Genomic DNA, 15,217 nt, shown 5'->3' with positions numbered 1-15,217 from the left:
TTATATTTGCAGCATGAAAACGCTTAATGTCATGTACTTCAGTATTGTGATCATACTTGCAGGTACGTTCTTCCGCTTTATTGACCTTCACTCTTCCCTTGTCCAGTGGACGGCTAATATTCTGCTGATCGCAGGCGCTGTTATTTGCCTGATGAGTGTTTTTGCTTACATCCGTCCGGATGAAGACAGGGCCTGAGGATACAGGCCGCTAAGGTAGCTGTATAATTTTTCGGTAGGAAGGCCCACCACATTGGTATAGGAGCCTTCAATGCCGCTTATTTTATTGTAACCGATCCACTCCTGGATACCATAAGCGCCTGCCTTGTCAAAAGGCTGATAATTATCAATATAAAAGCAAATCTCCTCGGCGCTTAACCTGGCGAAGCGTACCGCGGTCTTGTCAGAAAAAGTAATAAGTTCTCCTTTTATGAGCAAAGCCACGCCGGTGATCACCTCGTGCTTTTTCCCTGACAGTTTTTCCAGCATGCGGGCAGCCTCGTCGCGGCCGGCGGGCTTACCCAGCACTTCCTGCTCCAGTACCACAATGGTATCTGCGGTCAGGACCAGCTTATCTTCTATTGCTTCGTTGTGGAAGGCCCGGGCCTTTTTTTCCGCAATATAAACCGCCACTTCTGCCGGGGCCAGTCCGGGAGGATATGTTTCATCCACTTCACGCAGCATCACCTCAAACTCAAGGCCCATGCCGCGAAGCAGTTCCTGCCTCCGGGGCGATTTAGATGCAAGTATCAAACCCATTTATCCTGCACTTTTAGCACCTTTTCAATGACGTCCCTTACGCATCCTTCTCCGCCGCAAAAAGGAGAAATATATAAACTGATCGCTTTGATCTCTCCGCTGGCGTCGGAAGGGCAGGCCGGCAGGCCAACCATCTTCATCACGTCATAGTCAGGCAGGTCATCTCCCATATAGAGTACCTGGCCAGCTTCAATGTCATTCTCAAAAAGGTAATCCTTGAATACTTCCGCTTTATCTGCAACGCCCATGTATACATCCGGGATTCCCAGGTCCAGGAACCTTTGCTTCGCAGAAGGGGATTTCCCGCCGGAAATTAACGCTACGTGAAAGCCTTTTTCCTTCGCGAGTTTGAGGGCGTACCCGTCTTTAATATTAAAGCGCCGGACCAATTCACCAGTTTCCGTGGCAAACAGGGAACCGTCTGTCAGTACCCCGTCCATATCAAAAATAAAGGTAGTGATGCTGCCAAGGCGGGAATGAAAAGTCATATATTCGGTTTTTTATGCGAGTTGAGAATACTTGCCGAAAGCAAGCTGTACAATTGTTTAAGCGCAGGCTGGCCCTCCAGCTGGTGGAGATGTTCACGGATAACTTTCTGATCGTTCCTCACCGCAGGCCCTGTCTGAGCCGTAAAAGGATCCGCATTAACCGCCTTTTCCGCCGTTTCCAGGATCAGGGACCGCATGATATCAAAGGGAAGCCCCTTTTCCCTGATCAGTTCTCCGGCAAGCGCGTACAGGTGATTGGTAAAATTGCTGGCAAATACAGCGGCCAGGTGCAGGGTTTTCCGGCCCGGGGAATCTACTTCAACGATCTTCCCGCCAATACTTTCCGCCAGCTCCCGGAGGCGTTCCAGGGCCTGCTGTCTATTTGCCTCCAGGCAGAAAGGCACCCGGGAAATATCCGGCTCCCGGAAAGCGGAAAAGGTCTGGAAGGGGTAAAATACCCCGTAATAAGGGGAGCTTCCTGAAAGCGTTTGCATGGAAATACTTCCGGCGGTATGCGCCACGACGGTCTCCCGGAAATCCAAAGCGGAGGCCAGCTGCTCAATGACGTCGTCTTTTACAGCAATAAGGCAAAGGTCAATATCCTTGCGAAGAGCGGAAGGCTGCGTCAGCGCGCGTGCATTTACAAGGCTGGCAAGCGCCCGGGCGTGGCCAGGTGAAGGGCTGCAAATATCGGCAATCTCATGCCCGGAATGGTAAAACGCTTTTCCTAAATGGGTAGCGACATTGCCGGAGCCGATAATGCTGATCCTCATCAGGATGCAGGTTTGATCTCTTTAACTCGCCTTAAAATGGAAAGCAGGAAGCCGATCACCATAAGAATAGAGCCTCCCCACAGCAAATTAATATAGGGAAACATGATCGCTTTCATGACAATCCAGCCACCGGTTTCGGCCGGCTTCTGCATCACCACAAGTTCAAACTTATCTTCTTCCGGAATGATCTTGGTAAAGCGAAATTTGAGGCCCAATTCCTCAATCTTATCCGCTATATCGAAAATGGCATTATTTTTTATCATGAACACCGGTGACGCCGTATATTTTTCCTCTCCGGACTGCACTTCCAAATCAAGCGCCACTGCGATGTCGCCCTCTTCAAGGGTGATATTCTTGAGGTTCACATCCCTTTTTAAGCCGTTTACCTTAATGACGGCCGGAAGAGCCTGCACAGTATCCCCAAGGGAAATTGTGCGGGTGGACACGTTCGTATATTCTTCGTCTTCGGTATGCCCTTCATGGTCTTCATGCTCCGGGGTTTTAGCTGGCACAAGGCTCACATGGGTATAGATATCGTGCAGCATATAATGCCTTGTATCCGGGTTGGCAAGAAAGGACTGCATCTTTTCATTTACCTGCCCGTAGGGATACAGGTCGAATTCCTCTTTCACTTCGCCCGTCTCTTCATCTATCCGCTGGTAATTAACCCTGAAATAGGTGTTGGGGCCGGAAACGGAGTCATTCAAATAAGTAACCTTGTACTCGCCCATTTGCATAGGCTCTCCTTCGAGCAGCAGGATATTCTCACGTGTGCTTTCGGCGTCCATCTGCTCGCCAAAATCAAAGCCTGATGTATTGATAGAGATCACTTTGCTCTTGGAGGCGGCCACCAGCGCACCGATCAGCATTAAGCCGAATCCCATATGGGCAACTGCGGAACCAGCCAGCTTTACTTTCCCGCGGAAAGCGTTGAGCAGGATTTCCCCGTTGGAAACAACCATAAAGGTACAGGCCAGCACCAGCAGGATATAAGCAAGGTTCTCATACACTTCCGTCATATAAATGAACCCGGCGGCCAGGATTACGGAGACGGCCAGGGCCGTCCATAATTTGGGAAAGAATTTTTTAGGATTCGTTTGCTTGTATTTAAGGTACTGGGCAATTCCGGAAAGCAGAGCAACTACCGCGGCAATGGGCAGCTGCCATTTATTATATGTGCTGATGGGATCCGTCGGTGGGGCCACATCTGTTCCGAAAAGCGCATTCCAGACAGGTACAGACGTAAAGGCAAGTATCTGGAAACAGGAAATGATCATCACCAGCGTGCCGATAAACAGCCAGAACTCGCGGGAATATGTATTCTCCTCTTTCGCGGTAATAGGGAAGTGCTTCCAGTGCCGGGCAATTAGCCAGCTGCCCAGGGCGGTGAAAAACAGCAAGTAAACAACCAGCTGGCCGGACATGCCCAGGTCGGTGAAGGAGTGTACCGAAGCTTCGCCCAATACCCCGCTCCTTGTTAAGAAGGAAGCGTACAATACCAAAATATATCCCAGGAAAGCCAGAATGAGGGCCGTTGCATAGGAATGCCCGGAATTTTTATAGACCACCATCACATGCACGGCGGCAATCATAATCAGCCAGGGAAGCAGGGAAGCGTTCTCCACCGGGTCCCATGCCCAGAAACCACCGAAGCTGAGAGCCTCGTAAGCCCAGAACGCTCCCATAATAATTCCGGTTCCAAGGATCATTACCGCAGCCAGGGCCCAGGGCAGTCCTGGTTTAACCCATTCGGAGTAGCGCCGCGTCCAAACTCCGGCAAGCGCATAGGCAAAAGGAACGACCATGGTCGCAAAGCCGGCAAAAAGCGTGGGGGGATGGATCACCATCCAGTAATTCTGTAAAAGGGGATTCAGGCCATTTCCATCAGTAATGAACGTAAGGTAATCGGCGCGCTGGAAAATGGGAGCCTGAATAGCTTCCCGAAGCAGGATAAAAGGAGAACTTCCGATGCGGTAGCCCAGGATTTCAACCCCCAGCAGCATCGTCCCGATAAAGGCCTGGGAAAGGGCCACAAAGGTCATTACACTGTCTTCCCAGCTCCTGGCCTTCCAGATAAGGATATTGCCGATTACTGCCTGCCAAAAGGCCCAGAGCAGAAAACTCCCCTCCTGCCCTTCCCAGAAGCAGGAAACAATATAATGCGTGGGCAGTTCGGTGGAAGAATGTGCGTAGGCGTAATGATATTCGAAGTAATGATTGTAAATGATAAAATAGAGGCAGGCGCCGATACCTATGACGGAAAATGTATGGATACGAAAAGCCCAGCGTGCAATTTTCCGCCAGGAATCATCCTCCCGGTCTCTGGTCGTGGAAAAATAGTACCCTATTGCTGACAAAAGGGCCATTCCGAAAGCTAAGACCACAAAGAACTGGCCTAATTTACCGGGAAACAAATGTTCACCGACGTATTGAATATCCATGGAAGCTGGTTATTAAAAAGGAGAAATGATTCGCGGGAAAACTACCCATTAGCCTCTGCGCTAAATTCTTTTACCTCGATCTGATCTTCGGTATATTTGGAGGGGCATTTCATTAATATTTTGGAAGCGTAAAACTCGTCTCCCTGCATTTTTCCAACCAGAACGATTTGCTCTGACCGCTCAAAATCCTGGGGCTTGGTACCGTTGAAAACTACTTTGCATTCAACTCCCTTTTCATCCTCCATATAAAATGAAAAGTAATTTGCGTCTTTTATAGGATCATAATAAAGGGGTTTATCCGCAGCCAATGTCCCTACGACGTGTATCTCATCACCGGTTTTACGGGCGCGGTTGAAGTCCGCGTAAGTACTGGTATCCGCATAGGTACTGATAATCACCCCAATGGCTACTGCAATAAGAACAATTCCAACGATATGGCTCCTCTTCATCTTCTACAGTTTTGCTGCAAAGATAACAAAAAACGTGTGAAACAGTACTATTCGGTGATCCTAATTCCTACAATTTTCGCGTCGCCAGGCAGTAATGCCGGGCTCATGGTAAAGTACCAGCTCTTGGAAATTTTGGAAGTATCCAGGAGGAAAGAAATATTCGACATTTCGGCCATCGCCACCAGGTTGCCTTCTTCCCATTTCACAGAAGTAATGACGTAGGCTTCCCTTAGTTCTTTGAGTGTGTTTCCTACTTTAATGCTTCGCTTGGTATAATATTTAGGCGTACGCACGGTAATACGCCAAATGGTGCATATCTCATCATCTTTATCGTAACATTCGGGCTCGAATACCATGTAGGGGGAATTTCCGTCCATATCCACTACCTGGATGGACTCATGGCGGCCTTTTGCATCATAAGTGTATACTTTATAGATACGCTCTTTGGCAAAGAACCGGTAAATGCTGTCCATGGACATTCCTATTTCTATCCCCCCAACGAAACAATTATCAATAATGGGATCGGGAAGCATTTTCTGCACTTCCACGCCCGGTATTTTTTCTTCGCCGGAAGGCCCGGTTTGCGCCCGGGCGACGGACGCCGTAATTATTGTCAACAGGAAACTTAACAGGATCGCCTTCTTCATGATAAAATACTCCAATTTCACTCTTCAAATATAAAGTAAAACCTGTAGAGCTTAAATATTATTGCATAAAAACAAAAAAGAAAGTACCTTTAAACATGAAAACCACCACCGTATTTCCAGCCCTTCTGTTACTGGCAATTTTGCCGCTTACCGGCTTGAAAGCCCAGGATTCCGGCTTTTACTCCCTTAAAATGAAAAATATAAAGGGCGAAGAAGTAGATTTTTCGCAGTTCAGGGGAAAGAAGGTATTGCTTGTAAATACCGCTTCGGAATGCGGCTTCACTCCGCAATACGAGGGCCTGGAAGAACTGTACAAAACCTATGGCAAGGACGGGCTGGTCGTACTTGGTTTCCCGGCCAATAATTTTGGCGGCCAGGAACCGGGAAGCAACCTGGAGATCGCCAGCTTCTGCAAAGAGAATTACGGGGTAACTTTCCCCATGTTTGAAAAATCAAGTGTCAAAGGCGGAGAGAAAAACGAGGTTTTTGATTGGCTCACCAGCAAATCGGCCAACGGCTGGAACGAGCAGGAACCCACCTGGAATTTCTGCAAGTACCTGGTGGATGAAAAAGGCAAACTCGTCGCCTTTTTCCCGTCCAAAGTAGAACCCATGAGCGAAGAGATCACCTCTAAGCTGTAAGCAGCTGCTTTTGTTGCGAGAGGCGGACCAGTGTATTCAACAGGACGTTTGCGCCGTTTTCAACATCCTCCCATTGCGTCCATTCATCAGGGGCGTGGCTTACTCCATTTACGCTTGGGACGAAGACCATTCCTGCCGGCATCAGCTTTGAAAAGAACTGCACATCATGCCCCGCACCGCTGGGCATGATCTTGTACGGAAGGCCGAGTTGCTTTGCGCTTTCTTCAAAAGCGGAAATAACCGACTCATGGCAATCCTGCGGAGAAAGCCAGGATCGTTCTTCATACTCAAACATTAGTTTGTGTTTGCGCGCAATGGATGATAATACCTTTCTGCAGGCTTCGGCCAGGGTAAACATGATCCTTTCATCCAGGTCCCTTCCTACCAGTGTAAAATCAACTTCACCAGGAATAGTATGCGCATATCCCGGCTTTAACTCTACCCGGCCAATTGTAAGGCGGCTTTTATCGGAACCATTCTCATCTATTATCCGGTAGATCTCATGCGCAAAATCCGCCAGTCCCATGAATGCGTCGCTTCGCATATTCATCGGCGCCGTCCCGGCGTGGTCCGCCTTCCCCTTCAGCCTTATCAACCATTTGAACACACCGGATATTCCTTCCACGATCCCTATCGGTATCCTTTCCTTATCCAGTATGGGGCCTTGCTCTATGTGCAGCTCCAGGAATGCCAGCAGGGCTCCCGGCGAGAGCCTGGACCTTAGCACACCAGCGCTGCTCAAGCCGCATTTCTCCAGCGCTTCCTTCAATAACTCTCCGTCTGCCGACTCTGCGCGCTCTATCCAGTCCGGGGTAAGCGCCCCGGCTAATGCCTGGGCGCCCAGCATGCCCCCAAAACGGCCCTCTTCTTCACTCGTGGAAATTACCTCGATGGGATTTTCCGTTTCAATTCCCTCTTCATTCATTACCCGGATACATTCGAGCCCGGCAATCACGCCAAGCGCTCCGTCGAACATCCCCCCGCAGGGAACCGTGTCAGAGTGAGACCCAACGGCGATTGCCGGCTTTCCCGCCGCTCCCCGCCGTCCGATGACATTCCCGGCCCCGTCCATATGGGTTTCCAGGCCATTAGCCGAGAACTGCTCCATCAGCCACCTGCGGGCCTCCATATCCGGTTCGGTCAGGCCGGGGCGATAAATACCCCGGTCAGCGGGATTATACCCGAATTTTCTCAATTCATACAGGTCCCTTTCAATGCGTTCGATGTTGACTTTATAAAGTGTTTCCATATTGTCATGCTGTATCGCTGTGTTAAGCTGCAAGCTGCGTGCCAGGCGCCCCCTTCGGACAGGCTTATGAAATTTCAGCCGGCACAGCATCATGGTAGTATAAATTATTTATTATTAAACCCTACAGCCATGAGTAAGATTGACCTTCAAAATAGCAGCTGGTGCCAGATCATATTCGAAGGAAGAAACCGGGAGTATGGAGCCTATGCCCTGCGCCGGGATTATTCCCGCCACGCGATGAAAGCGCTGCTGATTGCCGTATTTTCTTTTTCTCTTTGCTCGTATGCCCCCATTCTGGCAGCTATCATCGAAAAAAAAAACAAACCCGCCGCAGTGCTTCCCGACACGGATCCCGGCCTTTCCACCCTGGAAACACCCAAGCCCAAGGAATTGCCCCCGCCTGAAATGAAGCTTCCGACCCCACCTGCCGTGAAAGAGATACAATATACGACCCCTGAGATCGTACGCCAGGCAGAAGTGAACGAGGAGGACCTGCTACCTCCTACCGAAAGCATTCCTGACGACGTGATCCTGGGTAACGAAACCAAAGACGGCCTCTCCAGATTCGAGGTCCCGATGGACGTCCCGGCCGACGGGAAAGGCCGGGAAGCGATCGTTGGGACAGTAAGCAGTACTGTACATGAATACGCAACTATTCAGAAAAAACCAATGTTCCCCGGTGGAATGGATAAAATACTGCCATACGTTATGAAAAACTTCCGGTACCCCAGGCAGGCCATCGAAAACAATATCCAGGGAACGGTTTTCGTGCAGTTTACCATTGACCGTGACGGTTCGATTATTGATGTGAAGGCCCTTCGCGGGCAGGAACTCGGCGGCGGCCTTGCCGAAGAAGCCGTCCGGATAGTAAAAGCAATGCCAAAATGGGAACCGGGCGAACAGAACGGACGGAAAGTAAAGGTCAGGTATACCATTCCCGTAATTGCCCGCTCACAGGAATAAATAAAAAAACCCCGCCTAACATAATTAAGCGGGGATTTTTTGTGCTCAGGGTGGGACTCGAACCCACAAGGGATTGCTCCCAACGGCTCCTGAGGCCGCAACGTTTACCAATTTCGCCACCTGAGCGGTGCTGGAATCTGAATTCCTGAGGAAGCCCGACCGGATTCCAAATTGCCGGAATTTTCCGGTGCCCGGGAGCGGATTCGAACCGCTACGCCCGTAAGGCGCCACCCCCTCAAGATGGTGCGTCTACCAATTTCGCCACCCGGGCATTCAAATACCTTCTTTCAAGGCCCCAATCCTTATTTGTTTCGGGGCTGGCAAAGATAGTAATTTTTGAAAAATAAAAACAGGAAAAATAGAAACCCGGCATTTTTTTACAGTATCGCTCTCTTTTTCCGGTATTTATAATGCAAATAACCATCTGCCGGAAGGTCAGCCTTGCCGCCGCTTAGGCAAAGGGCGGCCTTACAATGTTAACACCAGCCCGTCATAGGCCAGGTGAATTCCGGGCGGAAGCTTACTCTCTATTTCGGCATGTCGGCCTAGTTTATGGCTGATGTGCGTCAGGTAAGTCCTTTCGGCACCCAGTTCTCCGGCAAGCCTGACAGCCTCGTCGAGTGTGAAATGGGAAACGTGGGCTTCCTTTTGAAGGGCATTAAGTACGAGTACCTTTGAACCCTTTATCTTTTCCTTTTCTTCGGGCTCAATGGTCTTTGCGTCGGTGATATACGTAAAATCGCCGATACGGTAGCCGAACACCGGTAATTTATAGTGAAGCACTTCCACGGGCTGAAAGCGAAGCGTTCCCACTTTAAAGGGCTTGTTCTGAATTTCTATGAGTTTTATCCTGGGAAGCCCGGGATACTTCACGGAAGAAAATACGTAAGCAAATTCCCTGATAATCGTTTCCTGCACCCGCGGAGTGGCAAAAACATCCATTGGCTCCTCCTGCCTGAAATTAAAAGCCCTGATGTCGTCCATTCCGGCAAGATGATCCTTATGTTCATGGGTGAGTACAATGGCATCCAGCTGTTTTACGCCGGCTCTTAACATCTGGTAACGGAAATCAGGGCCGGAATCGATCACCGCAGTAGTATGTTTATCTTCGATCAGGACAGACGAACGCAGGCGTTTATCGCAGGGGTCACCGGATGTACATACCTGGCAATCACAAGCTATTACAGGTACGCCTTGCGAAGTACCTGTTCCCAAAAAAGTAATTTTCATCATGAATTAGGAAGCGCTATCGCTGTTTGTCGCAGGGAAAGATACAAGCTTTTTTGCTTTGAATCTAATTGTAAAGGAGCAGCATCCACACTTTTTATGATCTCGGCCAGGGAATTAATACGTTGCTCAAGACCCAGGAACTTGTTCACTACGACAACTTTAGACTCGTGTAGAACACAGGCCCCTGATTTAAAATTACCCTTTTCATAGCGAAGCCGGTAGCCCAGGTCCCGAAGCAATTGCTCCAGTTTTTCAAGCGTATGATTGGTAATGCTCAGCATATACTAACGAAGATCAACCACTTCCACCCCCGGATGGTCCGCCTTGCTAAAGGTAAAGAAATCGCTATCCGGATCAGGGTTAAAGTTGATCGTTTTTATTTTATAAATATAATGATTCCCATTTTTATCGAAGACCTTCAGCTGCCTGATCAGGCTCGCGCTCTTTTCAACAGCAAGCTCTATCTTCGAATAAGGCGAGGACTCCAAAGGAACCAGGTCGATCAGGTGAACCTGTTTTCCATCTATATTGCTTTCTCCCTTCAGCACGTATTTAAACCCTTTTTCATGTAGCGTAAAGAGTTGGGCAGGGTTCAGTTCCCCGGAACCGGCTGCCGCGTCACTGACCTGTACCTCGTTCACTTCAGGCAGGTAAACCCAGGAAGTGGTTCCGTTGCTGATCATTTCCTGTCCCGCCACTTTTACGCGGTATTTATTCCCTCCCGGCTGTACATACAGGCTCCCTTCTTCTGTTTGGGTAACATTTTCGGAAGGACTGTTAAAGGTATAGGAAAAAACCGCCTTTATATAATCATGCGCGCGGTACTTAGCGCTTACCGCATCCAGGATTTCCTTTGCTTCCGGATCATTCGCCGGCTGTGACCATGCTGCATGCGCCGTGAAAAGCATCAATGGCCCGGCCGCCAGTATTGCGATTGTCAGCATCAAACTTATTTTCGAAATAACTTTCTTCATTACTTTTTCACCTTTCTACCGCCTTGTAAAGCGTTCCCTTCTTCGTAAGCGTTCCCGCCTTAGTCTTCTTCAGCTGCTCCTGCTCCCTCCTTGGTAAGCGCTCCTGCCTTAGTAAGCTTCTCCCGCTTTCCTCAGTTCCCCGCCTCATTCAGCTTCTCCCGCTTTCTTCAGCGCTTCTCTCGCCCCATTCAGCTTCCCGCCTTGCGCTTTTTCCGGGCGCTTTTTTAAAACGCGGCCTGACAATAAGACAATTTACAGGGCGGCAGGTTTAATTGCCAAGGTCATTCAATAATTGTTCCAGCGCGTACTCGTCCTGGATCAGTACGTCCCTGGCTTTGCTGCCCTCAAAGGGGCCTACAATACCGGCGGCCTCCAGCTGATCGATGATGCGCCCTGCACGGTTATACCCGAGCTTTAGCTTTCGCTGGATCAGCGAAGTGGAACCCTGCTGATGACGCACAACCAGGCGCGCCGCTTCATCGAACATCTGGTCCCTGTTCTCAGAGTCAAAGGCTTTTGCGCCGTTCCCGTCGCCGCTCTCGTCCACATACTCCGGCAATTCGTAGGCGGTCGGATAGGCACGCTGGGATCCGATATAGTCGGTTATATGCTCTACCTCCGGGGTATCCACCAGGGCGCACTGCAGGCGGATCACGTCACTTCCCGTGGAAAGCAGCATGTCTCCCCTGCCGATCAGCTGATCGGCGCCGCCGGCATCCAGGATCGTCCTTGAATCGATCTTTGACGTAACCCGGAAGGCAATGCGGGCGGGGAAATTCGCTTTAATGGTACCGGTAATAATGTTCACGGAAGGCCGCTGGGTGGCTATTACCAGGTGGATGCCAATGGCCCTGGCCAGCTGCGCCAGGCGGGCGATGGGCGTTTCAATTTCCTTCCCTGCCGTCATCATCAGGTCGGCAAATTCGTCAATCACCAGGACAATATATGGCAGAAAACGATGCCCTTCGTTCGGGTTCAACTTGCGGGAAACAAATTTCTTATTGTATTCTTTAATGTTGCGGACACCGGCATCTTTCAGCAATTCATAGCGGTTGTCCATCTCAATGCATAAGGAATTAAGCGTATTGATCACCAGCCGCGTGTCGGTAATGATGGCTTCTCCCTCACCCGGAAGTTTCGCCAGGTAATGCCTTTCTATTTTCCGGTAAAGGGTAAGCTCCACCTTTTTCGGGTCCACCATGACAAATTTCAGCTGGGCCGGATGTTTTTTGTAGAGCAGAGAGACAAGCAAGGCATTTATACCGACGGATTTACCTTGCCCGGTGGCTCCTGCCATCAGCAAGTGGGGCATTTTTGCCAGATCAACGATATATACTTCGTTGGAAATATTCTTCCCCAGGGCAATGGGAAGCTCCATATTGGCATTCTGATATTTTTCGGTAGCCATTACGGACCGCATGGACACGATCTCTGGATGCTGGTTGGGAACTTCAATCCCGATAGTCCCCCTTCCCGGAATGGGCGCAATAATACGAATTCCCAGGGCGGCCAGGCTAAGGGCAATATCGTCTTCCAGGTTCCTGATCTTGGAAATCCGTACGCCAGGCGAAGGAACAATTTCGTAAAGCGTCACCGTGGGGCCGATCGTGGCTTTGATCTTGTCAATATCGATCCCGTAATTGGCTAAAGTGCCAACGATCTTATTTTTATTGGCTTCCAGCTCTTCGGCGGTTACCGACGGCCGGCTGGAGCCGTAAGTTTCCAGCAAATCAAGATGCGGGAAACGGAAATCCTGAAGGTCAAGAGTAGGATCGTATAGTCCATGCTCATGCACCAGCGAGTCAGCCAGCTTCTCTTCTTCGGTGGCTTCGATGGAAAAGGCCGGGTCATTTGTTTTTTGCACCGCCGGGTTCCCGCTTTCAGGCAGGACGCCGCTTTCGCGCAGCACCTGATCCGCCGGCCGGGAATTTTCTGGCCGGTCCGGAGGCATATTTTCTCCGCGATGCATACCGGCTGTCGTTTCGGGCGGAATCGATTCACTCGAATCCATGCTCTCCCCGCCGTCCCTGGCTTTATTCTTTCGCCCGAATTTCTCCGCAAAAAAATCGTTAATAGTTTTTGTCTCCGCTCCTTTTTCCCGCTCGCGGGGGTTCAGCTCAATAGGGTCAAATACAATCTCTTCTTCCAGAAGAATATTCTCCGCTTCTTCCTCCTCATTAAAGGCCTCAGGCTGCGTCAGCTCCGTTTTCCGTCTTCTCCTGAACAAGCTAAAGCTGGGGTTAAAAATAAATACCACGGCTGAAAAGGCTGCGAAAAGCAATAAAAAACCGGTACCGGCTTTTCCCAGGGTAATGTTCAGCCAGATATTGGTCTGGTAGCCATACACCCCTTCGGCATAATGAATCGAATTATTAATAAAGCTGTTGACGAAGGCAATGACAAGGGGAATGTATAGCAAAACGCCTAAGGTATAGACCAACGACCTTCGGACCGAAAATATGCTGACCGCGAACAACAGGCGATAGCCAAGAATAAAAAAGAAAGCGATAAACACAAAGGACGCCAGCCCGAAGCTGTTGTATACCAGCTGATGGGAAAAAAAAGCCCCTAATTTTCCCATCCAGTTCTGTATACCGCCCTCGGCCAGGAGCCTTTCTTTCAACTCAGACGGCAGGGCTTCGGAGTCGCGAAAAAATTTCCAGAACGTGGGCGAGTCAAAAACATAAGACTGATCCTGTTTCCAGGTAAAAAGATAGGAAGTAAGCGCAATAAGCAGAAAAACCGATATCAACAGGCAAAACAAACCCAGTATCTTGACAAAACGGGTATGCCTGAACTTGATTTCAGGAAGCCGGAAGAGCTTGTTCCGCTTCTTCCGCGGCGCTTTGACTTTACGGCTTCCTTTCGCCCTGTTCTTGAATTCGTTGCGTAACCGGTTCTCTGTATCGCTCATTCAGGTTTTTGTGCAAATATAAGAAACACAATCCGCGATGGGCAAAAATACTGCCGAAGCCTGCTCTTACCGGCTTACTTCGGGCTATTTGCGGAACTGTGCGGCCGCCCACTTATTCCTGCTCCTGGTTTCCGTAAATGTCAGCCCGCATTCGCCGGCCCTGTCCCGTATGGCCTCGAGGTCGGCCCCTTGGTAAAAGCCACTTAGCAGGAGCGTGGCGCCGTCATTCAGTTTTTCGGCATAAAAAGGAAGATGGTCCAGTAAAACATTCCGATTTATATTGGCGAGGATCAGGTCGAAGCCGCTATAGGGAAGCGCATCAATGTCGGAAAGCAGGGGCTGAACCGGCACCTCGTTCAGGGTGGCATTTTCGACCGTACTTTCCACGCAGACAGGGTCTATGTCGGCGGCAAATACTTGAGAAGCGCCTGTTTTAGCGGCCAGGATAGCCAGGACACCCGTTCCGCAGCCCATATCGAGTACCTTTTTATGCGGAAGGGAAAGCTCAAGCAGCCAGGAAGCCATTAACCAGGTGGTTTCATGGTGGCCCGTACCGAAAGCCATCTTCGGGTCAATCTGTATTTCCAGCGGAACGGACGGATCGGGTTCATGGAAAGAAGCCCTGATACGGCATGTATCACCAATTACCACGGGGGTGAAATTGCTTTCCCAAACCTGGTTCCAGTTGCGCGCTTCGACAAGTTTTATCTCGTAGCCCAAGCTGTCGCCGGGAACTTCACGGATCGCGGCCTGCAGCAAGCCGTCTGAAAACGCTTCCTGCCGGATGTAAGCGTTAAATCCTTCCTCCGTTTCCAGGAAGGATTCATACCCTGCTTCTCCCAGCCCGGCAATGAGCAGGTCCTGCTGGATGCTGCCGGGCTGGGGAAGGGTAAAAATGACTTCTATGTAATTACCGCCCATTGAATGCCTTCGCGATATCGGTAAAGTCACGGGCTTTCAGAGAAGCTCCGCCAATAAGCCCGCCGTCAATGTCCGGCTGGGAAAACAATTCGGGGGCGTTTTTAGGATTGCAGCTTCCGCCGTAAAGCAGGGAGGTCTCGTCCGCCACATCCTGGTCATAAACACCGGCGATTTCCTCACGGATAAAGGCGTGCATCTCCTGAGCTTGCCCGGGGCTGGCGGTTAAGCCCGTGCCTATTGCCCATACCGGCTCATAAGCGATGATCACCTGGCGGAACTCGGATTTAACAAGATGGAACAAACCTTCCCGCAACTGCTCCTTTACCACTTCAAAGTGGCGGCCGCTTTCCCGTTCTTCCCTGGTTTCGCCAATGCAGAAAACAGGCAGAAGACCTTGCTTTAAGGCCAGTACTACTTTTTTAGCAAGAATGGCATTGCTTTCGCCGAAATATTGCCGGCGTTCAGAATGACCGATGATCACGTAATCAGCGCCTACTGATTCAATCATTTTGACCGAAACTTCTCCCGTATATGCGCCCTTTTCTTCCTGGTGGCAGTTCTGTGCAGCCAACTTGATCCGGCCATTGGCCATCTTGCCGAAACTATGTAAATGAATATAAGGGCAGGCTACGATCACTTCCGTGGCAGTATTTACTTCGTCTTTGACCATGTTTACTACCTCGGAAAAGAGTGTCATTCCTTCCTGGTAATCATTGTTCATTTTCCAGTTTCCCGCTACGATCTTTTTTCTCATTTTTATTGATTTATTAT

General features: G+C 49.9%; 16 protein-coding genes and 2 tRNA genes. 3 read left to right on the top strand and 15 right to left on the bottom strand.

Going from position 1 to position 15,217, the window contains the following annotated elements; all coding sequences use genetic code 11:
• Nucleotides 1-13: 13 nt before the first annotated feature.
• On the top strand, nt 14-196 hold the full coding sequence (locus FRZ59_RS10465; RefSeq protein WP_132130184.1) for a hypothetical protein: 183 nt from the start codon (nt 14-16) through the stop codon (nt 194-196).
• On the opposite strand, the gene FRZ59_RS10460 is transcribed toward FRZ59_RS10465, so the two are convergent.
• The 6 genes from FRZ59_RS10460 to FRZ59_RS10435 are packed head-to-tail and all read right to left on the bottom strand — an operon-like array spanning nt 166 to nt 5,554.
• The gene (locus FRZ59_RS10460; RefSeq protein WP_132130183.1) at nt 166-756 is read right to left on the bottom strand and encodes a Maf family nucleotide pyrophosphatase; all 591 of its coding nucleotides are present in this window, start codon (nt 754-756) and stop codon (nt 166-168) included. The two genes, FRZ59_RS10465 and FRZ59_RS10460, sit on opposite strands and share 31 nt — an antisense overlap.
• Nucleotides 747-1,244, bottom strand: a complete 498-nt coding sequence (locus tag FRZ59_RS10455) for a KdsC family phosphatase (protein ID WP_132130182.1) — start codon at nt 1,242-1,244, stop codon at nt 747-749. Before FRZ59_RS10455 ends, FRZ59_RS10460 begins: the two co-directional genes overlap by 10 nt.
• Nucleotides 1,241-2,017 (bottom strand): Rossmann-like and DUF2520 domain-containing protein, encoded by a 777-nt coding sequence (locus FRZ59_RS10450; protein WP_132130181.1) that lies wholly within the window; start codon nt 2,015-2,017, stop codon nt 1,241-1,243. The genes FRZ59_RS10455 and FRZ59_RS10450 overlap by 4 nt, the downstream gene beginning before the upstream one ends.
• Complete coding sequence (locus FRZ59_RS10445) at nt 2,017-4,458, bottom strand: heme lyase CcmF/NrfE family subunit (RefSeq protein WP_132130180.1); 2,442 nt, start codon at nt 4,456-4,458, stop codon at nt 2,017-2,019. The genes FRZ59_RS10450 and FRZ59_RS10445 overlap by 1 nt, the downstream gene beginning before the upstream one ends.
• A 41-nt stretch (nt 4,459-4,499) precedes the next feature.
• Entirely contained in the window at nt 4,500-4,907 is a 408-nt protein-coding gene (locus FRZ59_RS10440) for a cytochrome c maturation protein CcmE domain-containing protein (RefSeq protein WP_132130179.1), read from the bottom strand.
• A 47-nt stretch (nt 4,908-4,954) separates the two neighbouring features.
• Nucleotides 4,955-5,554 (bottom strand): hypothetical protein, encoded by a 600-nt coding sequence (locus tag FRZ59_RS10435; RefSeq protein ID WP_132130178.1) that lies wholly within the window; start codon nt 5,552-5,554, stop codon nt 4,955-4,957.
• 95 nt (nt 5,555-5,649) lie between these two features.
• Between FRZ59_RS10435 and FRZ59_RS10430 the strand changes: the two genes are divergently transcribed.
• A complete protein-coding gene (locus FRZ59_RS10430) occupies nt 5,650-6,195 on the top strand; it encodes a glutathione peroxidase (RefSeq protein WP_132130177.1) in 546 nt (181 codons plus the stop codon).
• Here the strand turns inward: FRZ59_RS10430 and FRZ59_RS10425 are convergent.
• Complete coding sequence (locus FRZ59_RS10425) at nt 6,185-7,444, bottom strand: Zn-dependent hydrolase (protein ID WP_132130176.1); 1,260 nt, start codon at nt 7,442-7,444, stop codon at nt 6,185-6,187. The two genes, FRZ59_RS10430 and FRZ59_RS10425, sit on opposite strands and share 11 nt — an antisense overlap.
• A 129-nt stretch (nt 7,445-7,573) precedes the next feature.
• Between FRZ59_RS10425 and FRZ59_RS10420 the strand changes: the two genes are divergently transcribed.
• Nucleotides 7,574-8,407 (top strand): energy transducer TonB, encoded by an 834-nt coding sequence (locus tag FRZ59_RS10420; RefSeq protein WP_158640603.1) that lies wholly within the window; start codon nt 7,574-7,576, stop codon nt 8,405-8,407.
• Between the two features lie 42 nt (nt 8,408-8,449).
• On the opposite strand, the gene FRZ59_RS10415 is transcribed toward FRZ59_RS10420, so the two are convergent.
• From FRZ59_RS10415 to tpiA, 8 genes are all read right to left on the bottom strand, one after another.
• Nucleotides 8,450-8,533 (bottom strand) — tRNA-Leu (locus tag FRZ59_RS10415).
• A gap of 62 nt (nt 8,534-8,595) precedes the next feature.
• A tRNA-Leu gene (locus FRZ59_RS10410) sits at nt 8,596-8,678 on the bottom strand.
• A gap of 197 nt (nt 8,679-8,875) precedes the next feature.
• Entirely contained in the window at nt 8,876-9,637 is a 762-nt protein-coding gene (locus tag FRZ59_RS10405) for an MBL fold metallo-hydrolase (RefSeq protein WP_132130257.1), read from the bottom strand.
• Nucleotides 9,637-9,918, bottom strand: coding sequence for a hypothetical protein (locus FRZ59_RS10400; RefSeq protein WP_132130174.1), 282 nt, complete (start codon nt 9,916-9,918; stop codon nt 9,637-9,639). The genes FRZ59_RS10405 and FRZ59_RS10400 overlap by 1 nt, the downstream gene beginning before the upstream one ends.
• A 3-nt stretch (nt 9,919-9,921) precedes the next feature.
• Nucleotides 9,922-10,581: an outer membrane lipoprotein periplasmic chaperone LolA1 gene (lolA1, locus tag FRZ59_RS10395; RefSeq protein WP_158640602.1), complete on the bottom strand. Its 660-nt coding sequence runs from the start codon at nt 10,579-10,581 to the stop codon at nt 9,922-9,924.
• Nucleotides 10,582-10,879: 298 nt separating this feature from the next.
• Nucleotides 10,880-13,525 (bottom strand): DNA translocase FtsK, encoded by a 2,646-nt coding sequence (locus FRZ59_RS10390; RefSeq protein ID WP_132130172.1) that lies wholly within the window; start codon nt 13,523-13,525, stop codon nt 10,880-10,882.
• An 84-nt stretch (nt 13,526-13,609) separates the two neighbouring features.
• Nucleotides 13,610-14,446, bottom strand: a complete 837-nt coding sequence (gene prmA / locus FRZ59_RS10385) for a 50S ribosomal protein L11 methyltransferase (protein WP_132130171.1) — start codon at nt 14,444-14,446, stop codon at nt 13,610-13,612.
• Nucleotides 14,436-15,200, bottom strand: coding sequence for a triose-phosphate isomerase (tpiA, locus tag FRZ59_RS10380; protein ID WP_132130170.1), 765 nt, complete (start codon nt 15,198-15,200; stop codon nt 14,436-14,438). The genes prmA and tpiA overlap by 11 nt, the downstream gene beginning before the upstream one ends.
• Between the last annotated feature and the right edge of the window lie 17 nt (nt 15,201-15,217).

This window comes from Anseongella ginsenosidimutans, from assembly GCF_008033235.1.
Classification (GTDB): domain Bacteria; phylum Bacteroidota; class Bacteroidia; order Sphingobacteriales; family Sphingobacteriaceae; genus Anseongella; species Anseongella ginsenosidimutans.
Note: the sequence above shows the minus strand (reverse complement) of the source record. Positions and strands in the feature narration are given on the sequence as shown.

Bases quoted from the DNA above. Each gene is read 5' to 3' on its own strand.
- FRZ59_RS10465 (WP_132130184.1), top strand. From the start codon at position 14: ATGAAAACGCTTAATGTCATGTACTTCAGTATTGTGATCATACTTGCA.
- FRZ59_RS10460 (WP_132130183.1), bottom strand. From the start codon at position 756: ATGGGTTTGATACTTGCATCTAAATCGCCCCGGAGGCAGGAACTGCTT.
- FRZ59_RS10455 (WP_132130182.1), bottom strand. From the start codon at position 1,244: ATGACTTTTCATTCCCGCCTTGGCAGCATCACTACCTTTATTTTTGAT.
- FRZ59_RS10450 (WP_132130181.1), bottom strand. From the start codon at position 2,017: ATGAGGATCAGCATTATCGGCTCCGGCAATGTCGCTACCCATTTAGGA.
- FRZ59_RS10445 (WP_132130180.1), bottom strand. From the start codon at position 4,458: ATGGATATTCAATACGTCGGTGAACATTTGTTTCCCGGTAAATTAGGC.
- FRZ59_RS10440 (WP_132130179.1), bottom strand. From the start codon at position 4,907: ATGAAGAGGAGCCATATCGTTGGAATTGTTCTTATTGCAGTAGCCATT.
- FRZ59_RS10435 (WP_132130178.1), bottom strand. From the start codon at position 5,554: ATGAAGAAGGCGATCCTGTTAAGTTTCCTGTTGACAATAATTACGGCG.
- FRZ59_RS10430 (WP_132130177.1), top strand. From the start codon at position 5,650: ATGAAAACCACCACCGTATTTCCAGCCCTTCTGTTACTGGCAATTTTG.
- FRZ59_RS10425 (WP_132130176.1), bottom strand. From the start codon at position 7,444: ATGGAAACACTTTATAAAGTCAACATCGAACGCATTGAAAGGGACCTG.
- FRZ59_RS10420 (WP_158640603.1), top strand. From the start codon at position 7,574: ATGAGTAAGATTGACCTTCAAAATAGCAGCTGGTGCCAGATCATATTC.
- FRZ59_RS10405 (WP_132130257.1), bottom strand. From the start codon at position 9,637: ATGAAAATTACTTTTTTGGGAACAGGTACTTCGCAAGGCGTACCTGTA.
- FRZ59_RS10400 (WP_132130174.1), bottom strand. From the start codon at position 9,918: ATGCTGAGCATTACCAATCATACGCTTGAAAAACTGGAGCAATTGCTT.
- lolA1 (WP_158640602.1), bottom strand. From the start codon at position 10,581: ATGCTGACAATCGCAATACTGGCGGCCGGGCCATTGATGCTTTTCACG.
- FRZ59_RS10390 (WP_132130172.1), bottom strand. From the start codon at position 13,525: ATGAGCGATACAGAGAACCGGTTACGCAACGAATTCAAGAACAGGGCG.
- prmA (WP_132130171.1), bottom strand. From the start codon at position 14,446: ATGGGCGGTAATTACATAGAAGTCATTTTTACCCTTCCCCAGCCCGGC.
- tpiA (WP_132130170.1), bottom strand. From the start codon at position 15,200: ATGAGAAAAAAGATCGTAGCGGGAAACTGGAAAATGAACAATGATTAC.